Annotated in this window: 18 protein-coding genes and 1 pseudogene; 12 read left to right on the top strand and 7 right to left on the bottom strand. The window is 33.6% G+C overall.

Going from position 1 to position 19,313, the window contains the following annotated elements; genetic code table 11:
- Position 1 precedes the first annotated feature (1 nt).
- Positions 2-2,188 (bottom strand): 1,4-alpha-glucan branching protein GlgB, encoded by a 2,187-nt coding sequence (gene glgB / locus GWJ05_RS13890; protein WP_036936862.1) that lies wholly within the window; start codon positions 2,186-2,188, stop codon positions 2-4.
- A 365-nt stretch (positions 2,189-2,553) separates the two neighbouring features.
- On the bottom strand, positions 2,554-2,778 hold the full coding sequence (locus GWJ05_RS13885; protein ID WP_036936864.1) for a hypothetical protein: 225 nt from the start codon (positions 2,776-2,778) through the stop codon (positions 2,554-2,556).
- Positions 2,779-3,516: 738 nt separating this feature from the next.
- Between GWJ05_RS13885 and GWJ05_RS13880 the strand changes: the two genes are divergently transcribed.
- Together GWJ05_RS13880 and GWJ05_RS13875 are read left to right on the top strand one after the other, a co-directional pair.
- A complete protein-coding gene (locus tag GWJ05_RS13880; RefSeq protein WP_036936866.1) occupies positions 3,517-4,086 on the top strand; it encodes an Ail/Lom family outer membrane beta-barrel protein in 570 nt (189 codons plus the stop codon).
- Positions 4,052-4,309, top strand: a complete 258-nt coding sequence (locus GWJ05_RS13875; RefSeq protein WP_082239467.1) for a hypothetical protein — start codon at positions 4,052-4,054, stop codon at positions 4,307-4,309. The genes GWJ05_RS13880 and GWJ05_RS13875 overlap by 35 nt, the downstream gene beginning before the upstream one ends.
- Before the next feature lie 99 nt (positions 4,310-4,408).
- On the opposite strand, the gene GWJ05_RS13870 is transcribed toward GWJ05_RS13875, so the two are convergent.
- On the bottom strand, positions 4,409-5,176 hold the full coding sequence (locus GWJ05_RS13870) for a GNAT family N-acetyltransferase (RefSeq protein ID WP_036936870.1): 768 nt from the start codon (positions 5,174-5,176) through the stop codon (positions 4,409-4,411).
- A 236-nt stretch (positions 5,177-5,412) separates the two neighbouring features.
- Entirely contained in the window at positions 5,413-5,541 is a 129-nt protein-coding gene (locus GWJ05_RS18680) for a hypothetical protein (protein WP_257474710.1), read from the bottom strand.
- Between the two features lie 544 nt (positions 5,542-6,085).
- On the opposite strand from GWJ05_RS18680, the gene leuE reads away from it, so the two are divergent.
- The 4 genes from leuE to yqfB all read left to right on the top strand — a co-directional run bounded on the left by leuE (position 6,086) and on the right by yqfB (position 9,129).
- A complete protein-coding gene (gene leuE / locus GWJ05_RS13865) occupies positions 6,086-6,733 on the top strand; it encodes a leucine efflux protein LeuE (RefSeq protein ID WP_036936872.1) in 648 nt (215 codons plus the stop codon).
- Between the two features lie 480 nt (positions 6,734-7,213).
- Complete coding sequence (locus tag GWJ05_RS13860) at positions 7,214-7,834, top strand: DNA-3-methyladenine glycosylase family protein (protein WP_161681452.1); 621 nt, start codon at positions 7,214-7,216, stop codon at positions 7,832-7,834.
- Between the two features lie 65 nt (positions 7,835-7,899).
- Positions 7,900-8,748: a bifunctional DNA-binding transcriptional regulator/O6-methylguanine-DNA methyltransferase Ada gene (ada, locus tag GWJ05_RS13855; protein ID WP_036936877.1), complete on the top strand. Its 849-nt coding sequence runs from the start codon at positions 7,900-7,902 to the stop codon at positions 8,746-8,748.
- A gap of 60 nt (positions 8,749-8,808) precedes the next feature.
- Positions 8,809-9,129 carry a N(4)-acetylcytidine aminohydrolase gene (gene yqfB, locus GWJ05_RS13850; RefSeq protein ID WP_036936879.1) on the top strand — a complete coding sequence of 107 codons (321 nt, stop codon included), beginning with the start codon at positions 8,809-8,811 and terminating at the stop codon, positions 9,127-9,129.
- Positions 9,130-9,188: 59 nt separating this feature from the next.
- Here yqfB and GWJ05_RS13845 read toward each other — a convergent pair whose 3' ends face one another.
- Positions 9,189-10,922 (bottom strand): ABC-F family ATP-binding cassette domain-containing protein, encoded by a 1,734-nt coding sequence (locus GWJ05_RS13845; protein ID WP_161681451.1) that lies wholly within the window; start codon positions 10,920-10,922, stop codon positions 9,189-9,191.
- A 656-nt stretch (positions 10,923-11,578) separates the two neighbouring features.
- Here GWJ05_RS13845 and ddlA point away from each other — a divergent pair.
- Positions 11,579-12,679: a D-alanine--D-alanine ligase gene (gene ddlA / locus GWJ05_RS13840; RefSeq protein ID WP_036936884.1), complete on the top strand. Its 1,101-nt coding sequence runs from the start codon at positions 11,579-11,581 to the stop codon at positions 12,677-12,679.
- Between the two features lie 165 nt (positions 12,680-12,844).
- Here the strand turns inward: ddlA and GWJ05_RS13835 are convergent, their stop codons facing one another.
- Complete coding sequence (locus tag GWJ05_RS13835; protein ID WP_158482380.1) at positions 12,845-12,982, bottom strand: hypothetical protein; 138 nt, start codon at positions 12,980-12,982, stop codon at positions 12,845-12,847.
- Positions 12,983-13,426: 444 nt separating this feature from the next.
- Between GWJ05_RS13835 and GWJ05_RS13830 the strand changes: the two genes are divergently transcribed.
- The 4 genes from GWJ05_RS13830 (at position 13,427) to GWJ05_RS13815 (ending at position 17,121) form a co-directional block, all read left to right on the top strand.
- Positions 13,427-13,804 carry a lysozyme inhibitor LprI family protein gene (locus GWJ05_RS13830; protein WP_224215474.1) on the top strand — a complete coding sequence of 126 codons (378 nt, stop codon included), beginning with the start codon at positions 13,427-13,429 and terminating at the stop codon, positions 13,802-13,804.
- A 204-nt stretch (positions 13,805-14,008) separates the two neighbouring features.
- Positions 14,009-14,542 carry a carbapenem self-resistance protein CarG family protein gene (locus GWJ05_RS13825; protein WP_036936889.1) on the top strand — a complete coding sequence of 178 codons (534 nt, stop codon included), beginning with the start codon at positions 14,009-14,011 and terminating at the stop codon, positions 14,540-14,542.
- A gap of 218 nt (positions 14,543-14,760) precedes the next feature.
- Positions 14,761-15,561 (top strand): MetQ/NlpA family lipoprotein, encoded by an 801-nt coding sequence (locus tag GWJ05_RS13820; protein ID WP_036936891.1) that lies wholly within the window; start codon positions 14,761-14,763, stop codon positions 15,559-15,561.
- 276 nt (positions 15,562-15,837) lie between these two features.
- Positions 15,838-17,121: a cystathionine gamma-synthase family protein gene (locus GWJ05_RS13815; protein WP_036936893.1), complete on the top strand. Its 1,284-nt coding sequence runs from the start codon at positions 15,838-15,840 to the stop codon at positions 17,119-17,121.
- A 251-nt stretch (positions 17,122-17,372) separates the two neighbouring features.
- Here GWJ05_RS13815 and ydeE read toward each other — a convergent pair whose 3' ends face one another.
- Positions 17,373-18,560, bottom strand: a complete 1,188-nt coding sequence (gene ydeE / locus GWJ05_RS13810; RefSeq protein WP_036936895.1) for an efflux MFS transporter YdeE — start codon at positions 18,558-18,560, stop codon at positions 17,373-17,375.
- A 304-nt stretch (positions 18,561-18,864) separates the two neighbouring features.
- On the opposite strand from ydeE, the pseudogene GWJ05_RS13805 reads away from it, so the two are divergent.
- A pseudogene (locus GWJ05_RS13805) lies at positions 18,865-19,217 on the top strand (acetyl-CoA carboxylase carboxyl transferase subunit alpha); the annotation flags it as partial.
- Positions 19,218-19,313 lie beyond the last annotated feature (96 nt).

Here is a 19,313-nt window from a genome sequence, read left to right as displayed (position 1 = left end):
ATTAATCCTTCAATTTTAAATACAATGTCGCAAGTGGTGGTAGCGTCAATGACAATGAGTGAGGTTTACCATTTAATCCTTTTTCGGTTGTCTCAATTTCACCTAAATTTCCCACATTAGTTCCGTTGTAAAATTCAGAGTCACTATTGATTATTTCTTGATATATACCAGCTTTGTTTACACCCACGACATAGTTGTGATGAACGACTGGAGTAAAATTGCTGATAATAATCAATTCATTACCTTGTGTATCTTTTCGGCAAAAAGCAAAAACGGAATTATCATGATCGTCGACAGTAAGCCACTCAAAACCTTCACGCTCAAAATCACATTCATAAAGAGGGCTATTGGTTTGATAAGAAAGATTGAGGTCGCGTACAAAGTGCTGAATACCTTGGTGTGGGCTATTGGGTGTTTCTAGAAGATGCCAATCTAAACTACTGTCATGGTTCCATTCACGCCATTGGGCGAACTCGCATCCCATAAACAGCAATTTTTTCCCAGGATAAGCCCACATAAAACCGAGATAAGCACGTAAATTGGCAAATTTTTGCCAATCATTACCCACCATACGACCAATTAACGATCCTTTGCCATGAACAAATTCATCGTGAGAAAGAGGAAGAATAAAGTTTTCGTTATAGGCATAGAGCACGCCAAAAGTCATCTGATTATGATGAAATTTTCGATAGATAGGATCACGTTGCATATATGCCAACGTGTCATGCATCCATCCCATATTCCATTTGTAGTTAAAACCTAAACCCCCTTCATCTGGCGGTAAGGTAACACCTGGGAAATCAGTAGACTCTTCAGCAATCGTGATGATCCCAGGGCAAGTAGCGCCTAACAATTTATGGGTATAACGAAGAAAATCAATGGCTTCTAAGTTTTCGCGTCCACCGTGTTTATTGGGGATCCATTCACCTTCTTTTCGGCTGTAGTCACGATATAGCATGGAGGCGACAGCATCAAAACGGAAACCATCAAGTGCAAAATGTTCGTGCCAATACAATAAATTACCAGAAAGATAATTTAGTACCTCATTACGACCATAGTTATAAATTAAGGTGTTCCAATCAGGATGGAAGCCTTCACGTCTATCTGCATACTCATAGAGCGACGTGCCATCAAAATTACGTAAACCATAGTCATCTTCAGGGAAATGGCCAGGAACCCAATCTAAAATAACGCTAATTTCAGCCTGATGTGCCGCTTCGATAAAGTCACGGAAATCCATAGGCGACCCAAAGCGACGAGTTGGTGAATATAATCCTAAAGGTTGATATCCCCATGAACCATCAAAAGGATGCTCATTAATAGGCAATAATTCGATATGGGTAAAACCCATTTCTTTCACGTAAGGAATTAACTGTTCAGCTAACTCACGATAGCTTAACCAACTCTGATCGTCTGTATGTCGGCGCCATGAACCTAAATGAACTTCATAAATAGAGATAGGCGCATTACGCTGATTCGCGTGTTGGCGCGATAAAGGCATTGGCTTAACGGATGGTAACGTATTGATAATCGAGGCCGTTTCAGGACGTATTTGTGTTTCAAAAGCGTAAGGATCTGCTTTTAATCGACGTTCGCCATTAGCATCTAAAATTGCGTATTTATAACAATCTCCAAGATGGGCTTGTGGAACAAAAAGCTCCCAAATTCCACTTTCACGACGTAATCGCATAGGAAAACGTCTTTCATCCCAAAATGAGAAATCACCAACGACACTCACACTTTGTGCATTTGGTGCCCATACGGCAAAGGTAATTCCATCAATATCACCTAATTTTGTAGGGTGAGCGCCTAAACACTGATAAGGGCGAGAGTGATGACCTTGTGCTAAGAACCAAATATCCATTTCTTGCAGCAAAATACCGAATTGATAGGGATCATCAACGACACTTTGCGTATTATTTTCCCAAGTAACGTCTAAACAGTAACTAAAACGACGTTTACGTCGAGGAATTACGCCACAAAAAAAACCACTCGGATGTTTAAACTCTAATGTTGCGACTTTTCTGCCATTCTTTCTATCAATAACACTGACTGCAACAGCATCAGGTAAAAACGCACGAACCTCTAAACCTGCCGATGTTTCATGCATACCCAGAAGTGCAAAAGGATCAGAATTATACCCATTTATAAGTTTTTCTATTGCTTTTTTTGTCACAGCTACAGACATTTTATCGTCCTTCGTTGCCAGCGAATAAATTAATAAATTTTATATATAAATATCAGCATAGAACGTTAATTTAAGTTAAACAATAAGTGTTTTTAACAGATTATTTAAAAATATAATAATTATTATGGGTTAATATACTTGTTTTTTAATTTTAATTGATTGATTTAAATTGAGTTTTATGGGGGGGTAGATAAAAGTGGTGAATGATAAATACAGCACAAATAGTGTTTTTACCTAATCAAAAAAAAGAAGAGTAATATTAATTATCTTTAATAAAAAAATAATTAAGCGTTTTTAAAGAGAATACTTTATAGAAATGAAATCATTATTTTTATGAAAAATAAACACTTATTTCATTAGAATAATTAACTTTTCTGTTGTGAGAGCCATTGCTCAAAATCGAGATGTGTTTTTGTTTTTTGTATACTTAATGGCGTTAATACATAGTAATGAACAGGGGCAATTTGGATGGTAGGAAATAAAATCTCTAATGCCTCATGACTTATCTCATTTGATAAAATGGAAATTGGGCCAAATCGAACGCCAATGTCGTTAAGTTTATCAAAAACATCACTTAATTCTTGTGCCAATGTTAATGCATAGAGGGGAAACTCAACGTAAATCTTGTTTGTTAAATATTGTTGAAAAAAAATCCATCTTTTAAAAAGATGGATTAAATAGATCCCAGTGTTGAATAATGACAATGTACATTAATAATCTACTGGTCTTATTAAAAGAAATCAATCAATGCTAATCTTAATTATTAAAAAGTAATATAAAAATACAAAATAGAAGTATTTATTTATTTTTCGTCAGTAAATATCTTTCGAACCTTTATAGTAATTAGTGAAAAAATAAATTGATATATTTATAAAACTATTTGTCAAAAATTCTATTTGGGTGTTTTTTTATTTGTTTTTTTTTGATAAACTGCAGTCGATTTATAATTAATAATTCCAAATAAAATCTTTATTTTCATAGCCATATTACCCAACAAATGTTGGGTATTTTTTTATATTCATCATTTTATAGAAATATCATTGAATAAATTAAATTATTTATATCGTTGAAGATTTGTGATTTTAATCACTCTATTTTAATGGTTTTTTTATATAAGATAATTATCTAAGTTTAATATCAAGCCTCAATGGTATAAATAAAGTTTGCTTTATATCTTGGTGCATTGATTGCGCTTTTTATTTAGTATAATTAATACCTTAATATTGTTATTAATTATATAAGGCATCAAGTTTTCTATAGGGTTTTAATTTTATTAAAACTATTTTTATATTTAATTAGATTAATACAATCAAAATAAAAGGTGTTTTATGTTTAAAAAAATAGTTATCGGATGCTTATGTTCTTCATGCCTTTTTTTTAGCGTGAATGTTATGGCAACTAATGAGCAGACGATCTCCCTAGGGTATAGTCAAGCTAAGATAGAAGGTATTAAACTCAATGGGGTTAATCTTAATTATCATTATGAACTGAGTAATAATTGGGGGATAGTTGGTTCTTTCACATGGATGAAAGGCGATAAATATTATGCCGAAGAACAAGATAACGATGGATTCACTTCTTCTGCAAAGACAGATGTTAACTACGTTTCGTTATTAGCCGGACCAAGTTATCGTATTAATAATTTTGCAAATTTATATGGATTAGCGGGTATTGCTAAAACTAAATTAAACAATCGAGACTATGGAACTGATGATGGTTATATAGAAAGTAGCTATTACAAATACAAATCAACAGGTATAGCTTGGGGGGCGGGTATACAATTAAATCCTATAAATAACTTAGCTATAAATATTGGGTATGAAGGAACTAAATTTAGCAATAATGAGTTAAATTCCAAAATTCATGGTTTTAATGTTGGTGTTGGTTATCGTTTTTAAAATAGATAACAGAGCGCCAGCAAATTCTTACTATAGCTATCACTTTATTAAATATGCACTGCCTATAACAATTAGTGATTCGGTATGGTTAGGTACGGGGTGCATTATTTTACCTAGCGTAACTATTAGTGATAATTGTGTTATTGGTGCGGGCAATGTAGTAACAAAACCAATTCCAGCTAATTGTGTTGCTGTTGGTAATCCCTGTCGTGTAGTAAGATAAGACAAATCAGTGATAAAGACAAAACCGACACAGAAAGAAGGTTGAAACTTTAATGACTAAAACTCAAGGCTCAATAGCTTATTGAGCCTTATGATTAAGTTACTCTTTAATAAAACTTAAATAGTTAAAGAGTGATTTAAAACCAAACTTACGGTATAGCGCCAAACCATCTGCCGAAGCATCTAAGAAACAACGCTCGACACCTTGCTCACGGCAAAACTCTAAAACATGTTTAATCAAATGAGTAGCATAACCATTGCCTTGATAAGCAACATCTGTCCCAATATCATCAAAACGTGCTAATTTATCATGTAACGTCAGCGTTAATGACGATACGGGCTGGCCTTCAACTAACAGAGCATAATGGAAAATAGTCGCACCATTATCTAATGCTTTTTGGTGATAACGAATATATTCATTAACAATCGTATCATCGCTATCATCTCCCACAGGAAACGCTGTTTTTAACGGATGTGCCCATTGTTCGAGGTTATGATTGGTGAGAATAATATCGCATGGATTATTTCGATAAGAAGGGTAAACTGCTTCTGACAACGTTAAATACATGGCTGTTGTCATACCGTCACCGGTATAACCTGCATTTTTTATAATTTCTTCAAACTCAGGCAATAATGATTCAGGTAAAATCAAAATATGGCCTTTTTTCTGTGAAGAAAAAAGGGTGCTTGCTTGCTGGAACGCGCCTTCTGTTGCACCTTGACGTAAATAAATAAAGTTAAAAATTGGCGCATCCATAGGTGTCATAAAACAATGGGTATGATCACCAATGCGAATATTATTTTCACAAATTTCTGACCAAAAGGCTTTTTCTACTATTTTAAATTCTTTATACAGTTGTGCATCCATAATGGTTCTCTAGCTAAATCGTGATAAGCGATAAGGAGTTAATAGAGGATCCGCTTTTTCGTAAATCAGTGCTTGTGCATAACTAACTTACACAATAAAGGTGACAACGTCACGGTGATATGCATAGTAACAAGATATAATCCTTGGTAAGGAGAGTTTTCTCCAATAATGGGTGTTTCATCTTTAGGCATGAGTTTTTCACCAACAGCAACCAGTTTAATCGTTAGTTTACCTGTTTACGTAAAATTATCATAAAAAGTCGCTTGTGCATGGCATACAATGTGCTCAGGGTGACGTTCATCACTATTATCAATGTAATCTTCAGCCGCAATAATCTCATTTTGAGCAAAGTGACGTAACTCCATTTCTGGCGTTGAGATAGTATAGCGTTTCTACTTTTTTATGCTTAAATGTAAAAAACAGCACAGAATAATGGTTTAGAGAAAAGTAATCTTATTTATCATCTCACTTTTTATGCTAATACATTCAATGATATATTTATAAAAATCATTATTTTTCATAAGTATAGTAGCTATTCTTACTTCTATTTTGACAACATCTAACAGATATAGATCACAAAAAGAATAAAATCCCATAACACAAAACAAACAATAGGGTTTTAGCTCTGATGTTCATCGTTTTTATGGTCTATAAAACCATTATTGTTTTTTATTTTGAATTTTATTACTGTATAAATTTTAATTTCAGCATCATACTATAACGCAAGTTTAAACTAGATTTTCACTCTAAAAACAATCACCAAAATAGACTTATAAACTACTTTTTATTAATAAAAGTAGTTTAATTGACTTATCTTTAAGTTATATGGAGATTATTGTTTTACAAAAAAATTATTATAGATATGATGACTTATATATTCAGTATGTTATTTTTTGAAAAAGGCGTCGTATGTTAGAAAGTTTCGGTATTTCAAATATTTGGACATACCTTTTAGGCGTTATTTTTATTACTTTAGTACCAGGTCCAAATTCGATTTTCGTCCTTACTTCCAGTGCGAAGCATGGTGTAAAAGGGGGGTATAAAGCCGCTCTTGGTGTTTTTACGGGTGATGCATTATTAATTTTTTTGGCATTTTTGGGGGTTGCTTCATTAGTCAAGACTTCACCCGTCTTTTTTATTGTCATTAAATATGCTGGTGCTCTTTATTTAACCTACTTAGGATTAAAAACGTTATATGCAACGTTCCAAAAGAAAAAAGAGACCTCAGAACAAGTATCAGAAGTAACAGTAAAAGCAAAAGAGGGTCTTTATGTTAAGGCGCTATTTTTGAGTATGCTTAACCCTAAAATGATCATTTTTTATGTTTCTTTCTTTATTCAATTTATCGATCCTAAATATGAAAATGCGGGTGTTCCATTTTTTGTGTTAGGTGCAATTTTAGAAACATGTAGCATGATTTATTTATCAATTCTTATTTTTGGCGGAGTGGCTATTACGAATAAAGTAAAACATAACAAACGATTAGCTTCATTATCAAATAGTTGTATAGGTGCTGTGTTCTTACTTTTTGGTGCCAAACTTGCATTAACCGCTTAAAAAATTAACAGCTTAACAAGTAAAAAAGGTTACTTTAAAGTGACCTTTTTTGCTGTATATGCAGTAAAAATAAAAGCAGATACAGTAAAACTCATTGATTTTTTCATAAACCTAAAGTTGCTAATTTGTTTTTAAATTTAAAGTGATATTTTTCATATTGAACCATAACGTTTAATACTGATGGTGATTGATTAAAATAAACATTAATAAAACCTATAAATTATAGGTAATTATTTAACTTATATTTTTTTATACATTTATATTTTTTATCATGCAATAAATAAGTATTTCTCTGTGAATTTAACAAGTTAAGAATAGTTATTAACTTTATTATTAACGACTTTTGCTTGCGGTATTGATATATAAATAATATTTATTTTATGAGAGCTAAATAACGGGAAAAGCAAGAAATGGAGTGCATAGTATCTCTATATTCACGTTATACTAACTTTAATGTTTCCAGTTTATCTGAGTGAATTTATGTACTTCCAGTATGGTGAAAAAGAAATAAACATCTTAAAGCAACGTGATAAGCGGTTAGCTGCACTCATTGAAAGAATGGGTAACATTAAGCGTCCACTTACCCCTGATTTATTTACAGCATTAGTTAAAAATATTATTGAACAACAAATTTCTGTTTCTGCTGCCATAACGGTACATCAACGGTTATTGAACTTATGCGAAGGCATCTATGCTCCAGAACGTATTGCTATATTAACTGAACAAGAAATTCAGCAATGTGGTATGACAATGCGAAAAGCGGGTTACATTATTGGCATTGCAAATTCAGTCATTTCTGGTCAATTAGATTTAAATAAAATCCCCAGCATGCAGGATAAAGAGGTTATTGATACTTTGATTCAGTTAAAAGGCATCGGTATTTGGACTGCTGAAATGTTATTAATTTCATCGCTTAACCGACCAGATATTTTAAGTTGGGGGGATTTGGCCATTCAACGAGGGATAATGCGTCTGTATCATCATAAAACGTTAGATAAAGCGCGCTTTGAGCGCTACCGTAAACGATATTCACCTTATGGTTCTACAGCATCGCTTTATTTATGGGCATTATCTAAAGAGCCTGAGATTATTGCGCAATAAACGGAGTTCTTTATTTATTATGACTGCCGATAATAACCATAATCCCGTATTAAAGGACTGTCATAATGGAAAGTAAGCGTAACCAACTTATTGAGCAAGCCTGTCGTTTTATCGAAAAAAATAACGGTGATGTTTCGCTAGCTCGTATTGCTGAACATGTTATGGCAAGCCCATATCATTTTCATCGTCTCTTTAAATCAATTATGGGTATTACTCCAAAAGATTATGCCAATGCCTATCGCCAAAAATTAATAAAAAAAGCGTTGGCAGAAGATGGCAGTATTACAGAGGCAATTTATCAGTCAGGTTTTAATGCTAATAGCCGTTTTTATGAAAATGCAACCGCAATATTAGGAATGACACCAACGAATTGGCGTAATGGAGGTAAGAATATTGCTATCTTTTTTGCGATTGCGTTGTGTTCTTTAGGTAATATTCTTGTGGCTCAAAGTGAAAAAGGGATTTGCGCTATTATGTTAGGGGATGACGCTGAACAGTTATTGGAAGATTTACAAAAACAATTTCCTCTTGCTGAATTAATTGGTGCAAATAAAGAGTTTGAACAAATAATAGCGCAAGTCATCGGTTTTATTGAATTGCCTAAACAACCTTTATCTTTGCCTCTTGATATTCAAGGCACTGTTTTTCAACAAAAAGTGTGGCAAGCGTTATTAGAAATCCCTTTTGGTAGTACAATGACTTATCAAGAAATTGCCAATAAAATAGGTTCACCTAAAGCCTATCGTGCAGTAGCAAATGCCTGTGCGGCCAATAAGCTTGCCGTAGCGATCCCTTGTCATCGTGTTATTCGTCAAAATGGTGAATTATCAGGTTATCGTTGGGGTATCGAGCGTAAAGCGAAATTACTTCAAACCGAAGCATCAAATAATAAGACAATTGGCAAAAACACATAAAAGATAAATAAGGCGTGATAAGATACTTAACAAATTATCAATTTATTCGTGAGTAATACGATGTCGTCAATTCCTACAGAAATTACTTTTTTTGAACGTTTAATACCTTCCATTCTTAAAGAAATCAAAGTCATTACTATCAGAGATGAAAGTGAAAGCCATTATAAACCAGGAAGCATTGTTGAATTATTTGCTAATGAACATCGTACTCATTATGGGAAATTGAAAATTATAGCGGTATCGCCTTTACGTTATGAGGATATCAATGAGTATCACGCGCAGCAGGAAGGTATGACACTTCCAGTGTTGAAAGCACTTATCAAAGATATTTATCCAACAACCCAGTCTTTATATCTTATTGAATATGAGTTAGTAAAATAAGAACAAATAAAAAAGGATCACGGTGTGATCCTTTTTGTTTAAACATAATTTTATCTATTTTAAATTAATTTAAGTGCTTGCTTTAGCTGGCTAATCTCTAATTTCCATTGAGTTTGCAAAGCCGGTTTTTGATGGTTAGTTTTACGCGCTAAATCAGCGTTTAATTTCTCTTCTAACTCAATTAACTTCAAGAGTTTTTCATCATCATGTGAGGCTAATGGTGTTGATGAGATATTCTGCAAATTATCTGCCGACTGAACTTTAGATATTTCCTCAGCTGAAATAAACTGGTAAATCGCTTCAATATCATGATGCTCTGTTAAAACACCATGATGAATATACCAAAACCGATTACAGCTATTTTCAATCAATTCTCTATCATGACTAACCAATAGTACCCCTCCGGGGAATTGACTGATCTGTTCAGCTAATGCTTTTTTACCTTCCATATCAATATGGTTAGTGGGTTCATCTAGCATAAGAAAAGAATACTTAGCCAAACTCAGTCCAACAAACAATAAGCGAGCGCGTTCACCGCCACTTAGCGTGCTTACTTTTTGTCTATGACGTGCATAAACAAAGCCTGCGTTAATCAATGCCATTTTGCGTTGTTCATCTGTTAATGAAGCAAACGGTTTTAATGCATCAGAAAGGGTATCATTATCAATTAATTGCGCAATATTTTGATCGTAATAACCCAGTTCAACGCGAGGATGCAATCTTATTTCACTTTGTTTATGTGTTTTAACTGAACTATGTGACCAGATCATCTTTAGTAGTGATGATTTTCCGCTTCCATTAGCACCGATTATTGCCACTCGATCACCACTTTTAATACGCTGATTTTTGACAGTATATAAAGCTGGGGCATTTTCAGCAGGAATAACCGACAATTGGTTTAATTCACAAAGTTTATCCGCGCGTAATAACGTTCCTGAGAACTGTAATACCCATTGATTTCCTGCAGTGATTCCGGCTTGTTCATCTTTTAAACGAACAATATGTTTTTCCATCTGTTTCGCTTTACGAGATAAATTCTCGTTGTCATAAACGTGCCCCCATATGGCGAGTTGTTTCGCACTTTGGGTAATTCTATCTATCTCTTTTTGTTGAGCATCATGACGATGTTGCGCACTGATATCTTGTTCTTCTTGTGCAACTCTAGCTTGAGAGCAGGGCAAACGAAAAATAGATAGCGACTTATCACGAATGATCCATGTACAATTCGTCACGTTGTCTAATAACGTATTATCATGCGAAACCAAGATAAAACTGCCACGCCACTGTTGAAGAAATGCTTCCAACCATAAAATAGTCGGTAAATCGAGATGGTTACTCGGCTCATCAAGCAATAATAGATCAGGCTTAATAATTAAGGCTCTCGCTAATAATAAACGCGTATGTTGGCCACCACTTAATTGTGAAACGCGTAGATCTTTTTCATTAAACGTAAAACCCATTTCACTGAATAGCAACTCTGCGCGCCAGCCTTCAGATAATCGGTATTCTTCAGGAAGTTTATGAAGTATAGCATCCATTAATGTCATTGACTGTAGCGCTTGTGGCAGGTGCTGTTCTATATAGGCCATTACAATATGATTAGCAATAGAAATAACACCCTCAGTTGGTGTTAATTGGTGTGATAAAAGTTTTAATAATGTACTTTTGCCACAACCGTTATGGCCAATTAAACCAATTTTTTCACCTTTGATTAGGGCTAAAGAAATATCATTTAGTAATAAACCGAGGTTATTATGAAAAGATAGATTTTGTGTAGATAATAATGTGCTCATAGCTTACTCATATTTTAGGCGTAATAACGCCCTGGGGTAATATCTCGCGATAACCCTGTAAGCTGAGGAGAGGTCGTAGTTAACGTCGCTCAGGCAGGTTAACGCAGTAAAATACTGTGAAAGCCTGAGCTATGGCGATTACCAAAGAAGTGTGAGTATTCAATAAGATCACACAAAAGCATAATTAGCCTCCTTTTCTAAGTTTAAATGTTAATCGGTGAGCTGATTCTATCAAGATAGATTTCTTATATGCAATCTAATAACAAAGGTAATACGTGTTATTTCGTGTGAAAAACTATAATTTTGAAACTTTTTAAGGCGTTTAAGTTTATTGATCTTATTATCAATTTTTAAATACACAATATTTCTATCAATAACGGCACTTTTTTGATTGGTATTCAGTTGGACTATTTCATCTAAAGTCCATTTAAATTGATTGTTTTATATCAGGTATGGTGTTTAGCTTATGCAAATAGCATTGTTATCGTTATTGAGCAGTTATCGCTTAACAGCATGATGCTTTTACACTCTAAATCATAGAATTTCATCATTTTATCGTAATTTTTCGCAGATAAGAACTATCAACCTACATTGGGAGTTTTTATCATGATATATTGCTACTTATTCGCTATAGCTGTCCTATAAAAGGTTAGAAAATGAGTAAATTAAGAGTCGCTATTATTTTTGGTGGAAAATCCACAGAACATCAAGTTTCATTACAATCAGCAAAAAATATTATTAATGAATTAGATCGAACGAAATTCGACCTTTGCTTAATCGGTATTAATGAACAAGGCCAGTGGCATGAATATTCAGAAGCTGACTATCTACTCAATAGCGATAATCCTAAAACTATCTCATTAAGCAAACCATTAAGAGCGGTTGCTATTATTCCAGGTAGTGTAAAAAATCAATTTATTTCTTTAGAAGACGGTCAGGCACTGCCTCAAATTGATGTTGTATTTCCGATTGTTCATGGCGCTTATGGTGAAGATGGTACATTACAAGGTTTGTTACACATGATTGATATGCCGTATGTCGGCCCTAATATCATGAGCTCTGCCGCTTGTATGGATAAAGACATTACTAAACGCCTTCTTGATGGTGCTGGATTAGCGGTTGCACCTTTTATTACAATTATGGCGCACCAAATTAATGATATTTCTTACAATGAAATGGTTCGTCAATTAGGACTTCCTTTATTTATTAAGCCTGCAAATCTAGGTTCTTCTGTAGGAATAAGCAAAGTTAATAATGAAGAAGAATTTAATATGGCATTAGCAATGGCGTTTGAATACGACCTTAAAGTGATCGTTGAAAGTGCTATTGTAGGGCGTGAAATAGAGTGTGCCGTTTTAGGTAACGAAAATCCTGAGGTTAGTCCTTGCGGTGAGATCGTATTAAACGATGCCTTTTATGCCTATAACACAAAATATATTGATGACGATGGTGCAAAAGTCGTAGTTCCAGCCGTCATGAATGAAGACACTAGTTTACATATTCGCCAAGTAGCATTAAAAGCATACCGTGTTCTTAACTGCTTAGGTATGGCTCGTGTTGATGTATTCTTAACACAAGATAACCGCGTTGTGATTAATGAAATAAATACATTACCAGGATTTACCAATATCAGCATGTATCCAAAATTATGGCAAAGCGCAGGTTTAGGCTATCAGTCATTAATTACTAAACTAATTGAATTGGCACTGGATCATCATAAAAAAACGGCTATTTTGAAAACAAAGTGTGAACTTTAATTAAACTGAAAGCACGCTAAATTAAAATGTTTAGCGTGCTTTTTAGCTTTAGTAAATTGATTTTATTAAGTGTATTTTCGTGAGCCAGTTACACAAAAAATAACATCAATAGAACTAACAACATCAATAAATTGACAGATCCACGAAAAAATACCGTCGCTAAACCTAACCCAAAGAATATCGGTAATCATTGAACTGTTCTACCATTACAATCCTACCTTGAGAAAGGGAATAAGCGCCTTGTTCGCGCCAATTAATCACACCACCAATAATGCACCGTAAAAACAGATTAATTTGAAACATTTTTTCATCAGTCGAAATATCCTCAATGAGCAATAGGATTATGAACTTCTTTAACAAACATATATATGTATTAATTATCGTAATCGTTCTAATTAATCATTACCGTATAATTAAAGTAGGATACCATATCTATTTTGCTTAATGTTTCTATAAATAGTATTAATTGTTAAAAAAAAGAAATATTGAGTTATCATTTTTGAAAGTTTGTATTAAATGAGTATTTTCTACAAAAAAAATATCAGTATAATTACTCAAGAACAATATGAAACTTAGTTTTGATTATCTTAAATAGAGTGGTTTTACGTTATCTTCACGTAATTGTTATATAAGAAACATTGCTAAAATGATAAGGCTTTGACTTTATTTTTATCTTTTAGATTAAAAAATTAAAGGAACAGCATAAATATCTTTATCTATGTTTTTAATCAAAAAATGGACGATGTGATGAAAAAACTTATCCTATTAAGTGCAATATCTGGTGGTATACTATTTTGGTCTATTCATTTACAAGCTGATAACATTGATTGCCGAAATGCAGCAACACAAACTGAAATAAATCAATGTGTCTATCGAGATTTTCAACAAAAAGATGAAGAGCTTAATCGTATTTATCAACAATATTACACTAAGTTAGATGGAACTCGAAAAGAACAATTAAAACAAGCTCAGCTAGTATGGGTAAATTTTAGAGATCTCTCTTGCCAGTATGAAGCTGATTATTATCAAGGTGGTAGTTTAGCACCAATGGTATATAGCAGTTGTCTAAAAGATAAAACAAAAGAAAGAATTAGTGATCTTAAAAACTACATTGCTTTATATTAAATAAAATATTAAGTCATTCAAAGAATAAAAAATCAAAAAGGACTCTTTTTATAAAAGTCAAATGAGTCCAATGAGTATGTAAATATTTTATGAGTGATATGAATGTAAATTTTGTATTATTTTGAAACATAAAATGCCTTGACTAATCATTGTCACAAAGTAGTCTGATGCCCAAGTAATAAGTCAAAAAAAGAAGCGAATACAATGAATAATATATTTAAACTTGGGCTAGGATTACTTTTTGCATCATTACCTTTTACTTCAATATCAGCTGATATTAAACTGGAATATGGAATAAATCTTATCGATTTTAATGGTGACGGTATTCCCGATGTTGTGGTTAAATCTCAACGATCACTAAATGACTCTCCGTCTATTGATATGGTAACCGTTTATATCAAAGGTAGTGATCAAAAGGTGTATATTGTCCCATCCATATATGCAAATGCCTTAAGCCTTTATAACAATAAGATTACAGGCACCGATATCACTATCTCTGATTTTAAGTTCATTGAAAAAAAGGATAAGGTTGTGTTATTAAGTGCAGAAAAAGTAGGAAATAATTTACAAAAGCCTACACCTATTCGTTTTTCTAGCTATGAAATATCAGAAAAGAAAAAAAAGGATGAAATTCAGTTCAAATGGCAATTTAATCGTTATTGTGTCACTGAATTATCTTATCTTAGCGTTGAAGATGCATATTCTGATACTTGCATAAATAGAATAATTAATGAATAAATCTACAGATCATTAACAAATACATCATATTATGATGATTTTATTTTTTGTTTTATAAAACAATGAATTGTAAAAATATAAAGAAGATTCCTTTCTTTATATGCATTGAGTACTTGTATCATTTCTTGTTCCTTGTTATTAATCTATTGTTAGGATATTTCTTAATTAAAATGATATTAATCGTGCTGTTCTTATCGGGGGCTGTTTAAGAGGGAGATATGAAGGAAATTATTACAGGTTTACTTCTAGCCTCAATATCACTATTTACTGTATCTTGCTCTCAAGAAGATACACATAAAGTAAAGGTGGCAATTAATACAGGGCCTGATCAAGTGATTTGGGATGAAGTGATTCGTTTAGCAAAATTAACAGAAGGGCTAGACGTTGAAGTTGTCGCGTTTAATGATTATGAGCTTCCTAATAAGGCATTAAACAGCAAAGAAGTTGATGCGAATGCGTTTCAATCCATTCCTTACCTTCAAGCACAAATGAAAGAATATAATTATAAATTTCATATCGCGAGTAAAACATATATTTTTCCTTTAGCTGCATATTCTAAAAAAATTAGCGATATAAATGAATTAAGCTCAGGATCGCTTGTTGCGATTTCAAATGAAGTTAGTATGAAAGGGCGAGCGCTTTTATTACTAGCAGAAAACCATCTTATTACCCTCAATGAAAATGTTGGCTTTACCCCAACACTTGATGACATTATCTATAACCCCAAAGAAATTAAGTTCATTGAAGTTGATACACCCAAGCTCACTGAAGCATTAAATGATCCAATGGTGACAATGGCAATTATTAATAATAATTTTTCGTCTCAAATTGGGTTAATTGCAACTCGTGATGGATTAATTCTAGAAAATAAAAACTCGCCTTATGCTAATGTTATCGTAACCCGCGAAGATAACAAAAATGATGAAAATATAAAGAAGCTGATTTCAGTGCTTCACTCACGACAAATCGAGTTGAAGTTTAAAGAAATGTATAAAGGTGATGCAGTAAGAGCATGGTAATGACTTAACTAAAAGATAGAGAGAATCCTTTTTATCTTTTAGTTCCTATTTTTTCTATCTATCTCTTCTATTTACCTACAATAATTTGCTCTTATTTAGACTTTTTTTGTCTAAATATTACTCAATTCTACTCGTTTCATTATTAACTCTTTTTTTTATTCCTAATTTCGCTATTTTTATATAACTGCGAGTTTTTATACTTTATAAAACATTCTAACAACATGAATTTTTTTCAGTATGATAACTCATCCTCCATTACACAGAAGAAATAAAAAAATGGCTGACGCTCAACTAAAAAAACAATATATCGGTGAACACAAACTTTCGCCTGAAACACTGATGATGAGTTATGGGTATGATCCATTACTTTCTGAAGGTTCAGTAAAACCTCCCATATTTTTAACATCCACTTTTATTTTTAAGAGTGCCGAAGAAGGCAAAGCTTTCTTTGATACCGTTAGTGGAAGAAAGCCTTTACCTGAAGGTGAAAAAGCAGGTTTAGTGTATTCTCGTTTTAATCAGCCTAATAGCGAAATTGTTGAAGATAGACTCGCTGTTTATGAAAATACACAATCTTGTGTATTATTCTCTTCAGGCATGTCAGCAATCACTACAACATTGATGGCCTTAACTCAGCCTGGCGATGTCATTTTACATTCTCAGCCTCTTTATGGTGGAACAGAGACATTAATTGCAAAAACACTCGCTAAATTTGGTATTCAAGCTACGCCATTTACCGACGGCTTAAATCTTTCGTTGATCCAAGGACAAGCCGATAATGCTAGTCAAAAAGGACGAGTTGCTGTTATTTTTGCAGAAACGCCTGCTAACCCAACTAATTCATTGGTTGATATTAGCGCATTAAAAATTGTTGCCGAGACACTAGAAAAGAAACAGGGCTATCGTCCCATTATTGTTTGTGACAACACCTTATTAGGCCCTATTTATCAACACCCAATTGAGCAAGGAGCTGATATTTCCGTTTACTCTTTGACTAAATATGTGGGGGGGCATTCGGACTTAGTTGCCGGTGCTGCAATGGGCTCTCGTGAACTGATTAATCAAATCCGATTACTACGAGGTGCAATAGGAACACAACTTGATCCTCATTCTTGTTGGATGCTTGGACGCTCTTTAGAAACACTACAAATTAGAATGGAGAAAGCGAACCAGAACGCTTTATTAGTTGCAGAGTTTCTGCGTGATCATGAAAAAGTACAAGCTATTCACTATTTGCCTTTCGCAGATACAAATTCTCTTGAAGGTCAAGTGTTTGCAAAACAATGTACAGGCGCGGGTTCAACATTTTCATTTGATATTGTAGGTGGAGAGAGTGAAGCTTTCCGTTTTCTTAATGCGATGAAAATTTTTAAACTTGCAGTTAGTCTGGGAGGAACAGAATCTTTAGCCTGTCATCCTGGCTCAACAACTCATTCTGGCGTACCGATAGCATTACGGCATAATATTGGTATTCAAAACACTACAATTCGTTTATCTATTGGTATAGAAAATCCGCAAGATTTAATTACTGATTTATCTCAAGCATTAGCGAATGTTTAATTAGACAATTTAATCCGTTTATATTGAAAAAACACCAGATAACAACCGAGTACCTGGTGTTTTTATTTTCATTTCCTCTGTTTTTGGATCTTAATCTATTCATCTTTAGTTAAACGACAAATATTCTCTACTTCAACTTCATCTAAAATAAAACAGATGATATTGTATTTATTGTTCTATTTATATCTCCCTACAAACTATGAAAAAAAGACACCTTCTAGGTGTCTTTTAGTCTGTGGGTTTTACGGAAATTAGAGTGCAATGACTCTTTTTTTACTGACATTCATTCCTTGGATCATGCAATACCAAGCTAATGCAGAAACGGCCATTAAAATCGCAAACAAAGAAATAGGAGGGAATGAGGTCAGAATAAAACCACTGGCTAATGGATTAAGAGCAGCGCCTAACCAACCTAATGACTGAGCAGAAAAATAGCTTGCTTTCATTCCTAACGGTGCAATGTTATCAATCATCATATACTCACCAGGTGCATAAATTAATTCACCTAAGGTAAATACAGCGATAGCTAATGCCCAAAAGATTAAATTGTTACCCGCAAACATAAAACCGAGTAAGCCCATCATAAAAAATAGCGTACCAAGCGTCATTAATTTACGTAGTCTTTCGGCTGTAACATGCTTACCTACAATATATTGTAAAGAAACGACAATAGCTGCGTTTACAGGTAATACAACTGCAATAACGGACTCTGCCAATTTCGCATCGTAGACGACTAAGATATATTGCGAGATACATGATGCAAAAGAACCAAATGTTAATGTACCGAAAAAAGTTGAGAGCACAAACCAACTCAATGCTCTATCTTTCAGCATTATTTTCGGGTCCCATTTCACACTATTTTCTTCAGCAGTATTTATTGCTTTAGAACGCTGAACGAATAACTGGATCATAAAAAGTGGAACGCTGGCAGAAATGGCAGCAAGCCAGAAGGGTAATTGTGTTCCATACATTAATAATAACGTGCCAATAGGTGGGCCGACCGTCCACCCCATATTGATAAAGGTATAGTTTAGAGAGAATATTTTAGGTTTCGCTGAAACCGATAAAGTTTCAGAAAAATAGGCTTTTAACACGGTTGAAAACACTAAATAGGAGCAGTTAATCACCGAGAAAAAGATAACCACTAAAACCGTACTATGAACCATAGGTATTGCAGCAAAGCCAAAGATAAACGTTATAATAGATAGCAACATATAACGTTTTTTCTCAAATTTATCCGCAAGCATCCCAAAGCCAAGGCTGAAAAAAATACCCGTTGTTAATGCAATCGACATGGCAATACCAATATCATCAACAGGTAATTGATATTCTCGTGATAAATAGATCGCCATAAACGGTAATGTTGCACCTCTGCCTATAGTAAGAAGAAGTGATGAAAATAGCAGTGCGGTTGTGGATCGTGTTTTTTGTGAGAACATATTATCTTTATTCTAATTATTTGTATTTTTCTGGATACGTTATAACTTGTGTGATTCTTTACGGGTGAAAAAAGAATAAATTCGTACTGTATATTAATACATGACTTAGTAATTACTGTATAGATTAAAATTAGAGAAAAAGCTCTTTTTATCTTGTCTTTTTTCTTGCTGACCTTGTAGTAAGATTTAATTATCCCATTTTTGATAATAGTGTTTATCAAATTCCTCTCTATCACCATATTGTTATTTTTTCTAAACTGAACCTATTATTGTTTTATTTACTGCATTAAATCGAGGTCTCGTTATGTCTGTTATTCATCTTGAATTTGAAAAACCTATTGTTGAATTAGACGAAAAAATAGATGTATTGCTTACTTTTAAGCAATCTCAAGATGAACCCACAGGTATTAATTTAGATGAAGAGATCGTTCGTTTAAGGCAAAAAAGTCTTTCGCTGACAAAATCTATTTTTACTGGTTTAGGGGCTTGGGAAATTGTGTAACTTGCTCGTCATCCCATACGCCCATATACCCTTGACTATATTAAAGCGATTTTTACTGACTTTCAGGAGTTAGCAGGTGATAGAACTTACGCCGATGATAAAGCGATTGTTGGGGTTTGGCGCGATTAAATGAAATGCCAGTCATGGTGATTGGCATGGTATGCATGTCGTTGTTGATAATTTAGCTCATAGTGAAGAATATACCGCAAAAACACTGGGCAATATGCTATATCAACAATTTACCCAGTTAC

Origin of the sequence: Proteus sp. G2626 (assembly GCF_009915985.1) — a bacterium.
Taxonomy (GTDB): Bacteria; Pseudomonadota; Gammaproteobacteria; order Enterobacterales; family Enterobacteriaceae; genus Proteus; species Proteus vulgaris.
The sequence above is the reverse complement of the archived record's forward strand: the minus strand, read 5'-3'. Positions and strand labels throughout refer to the sequence as shown.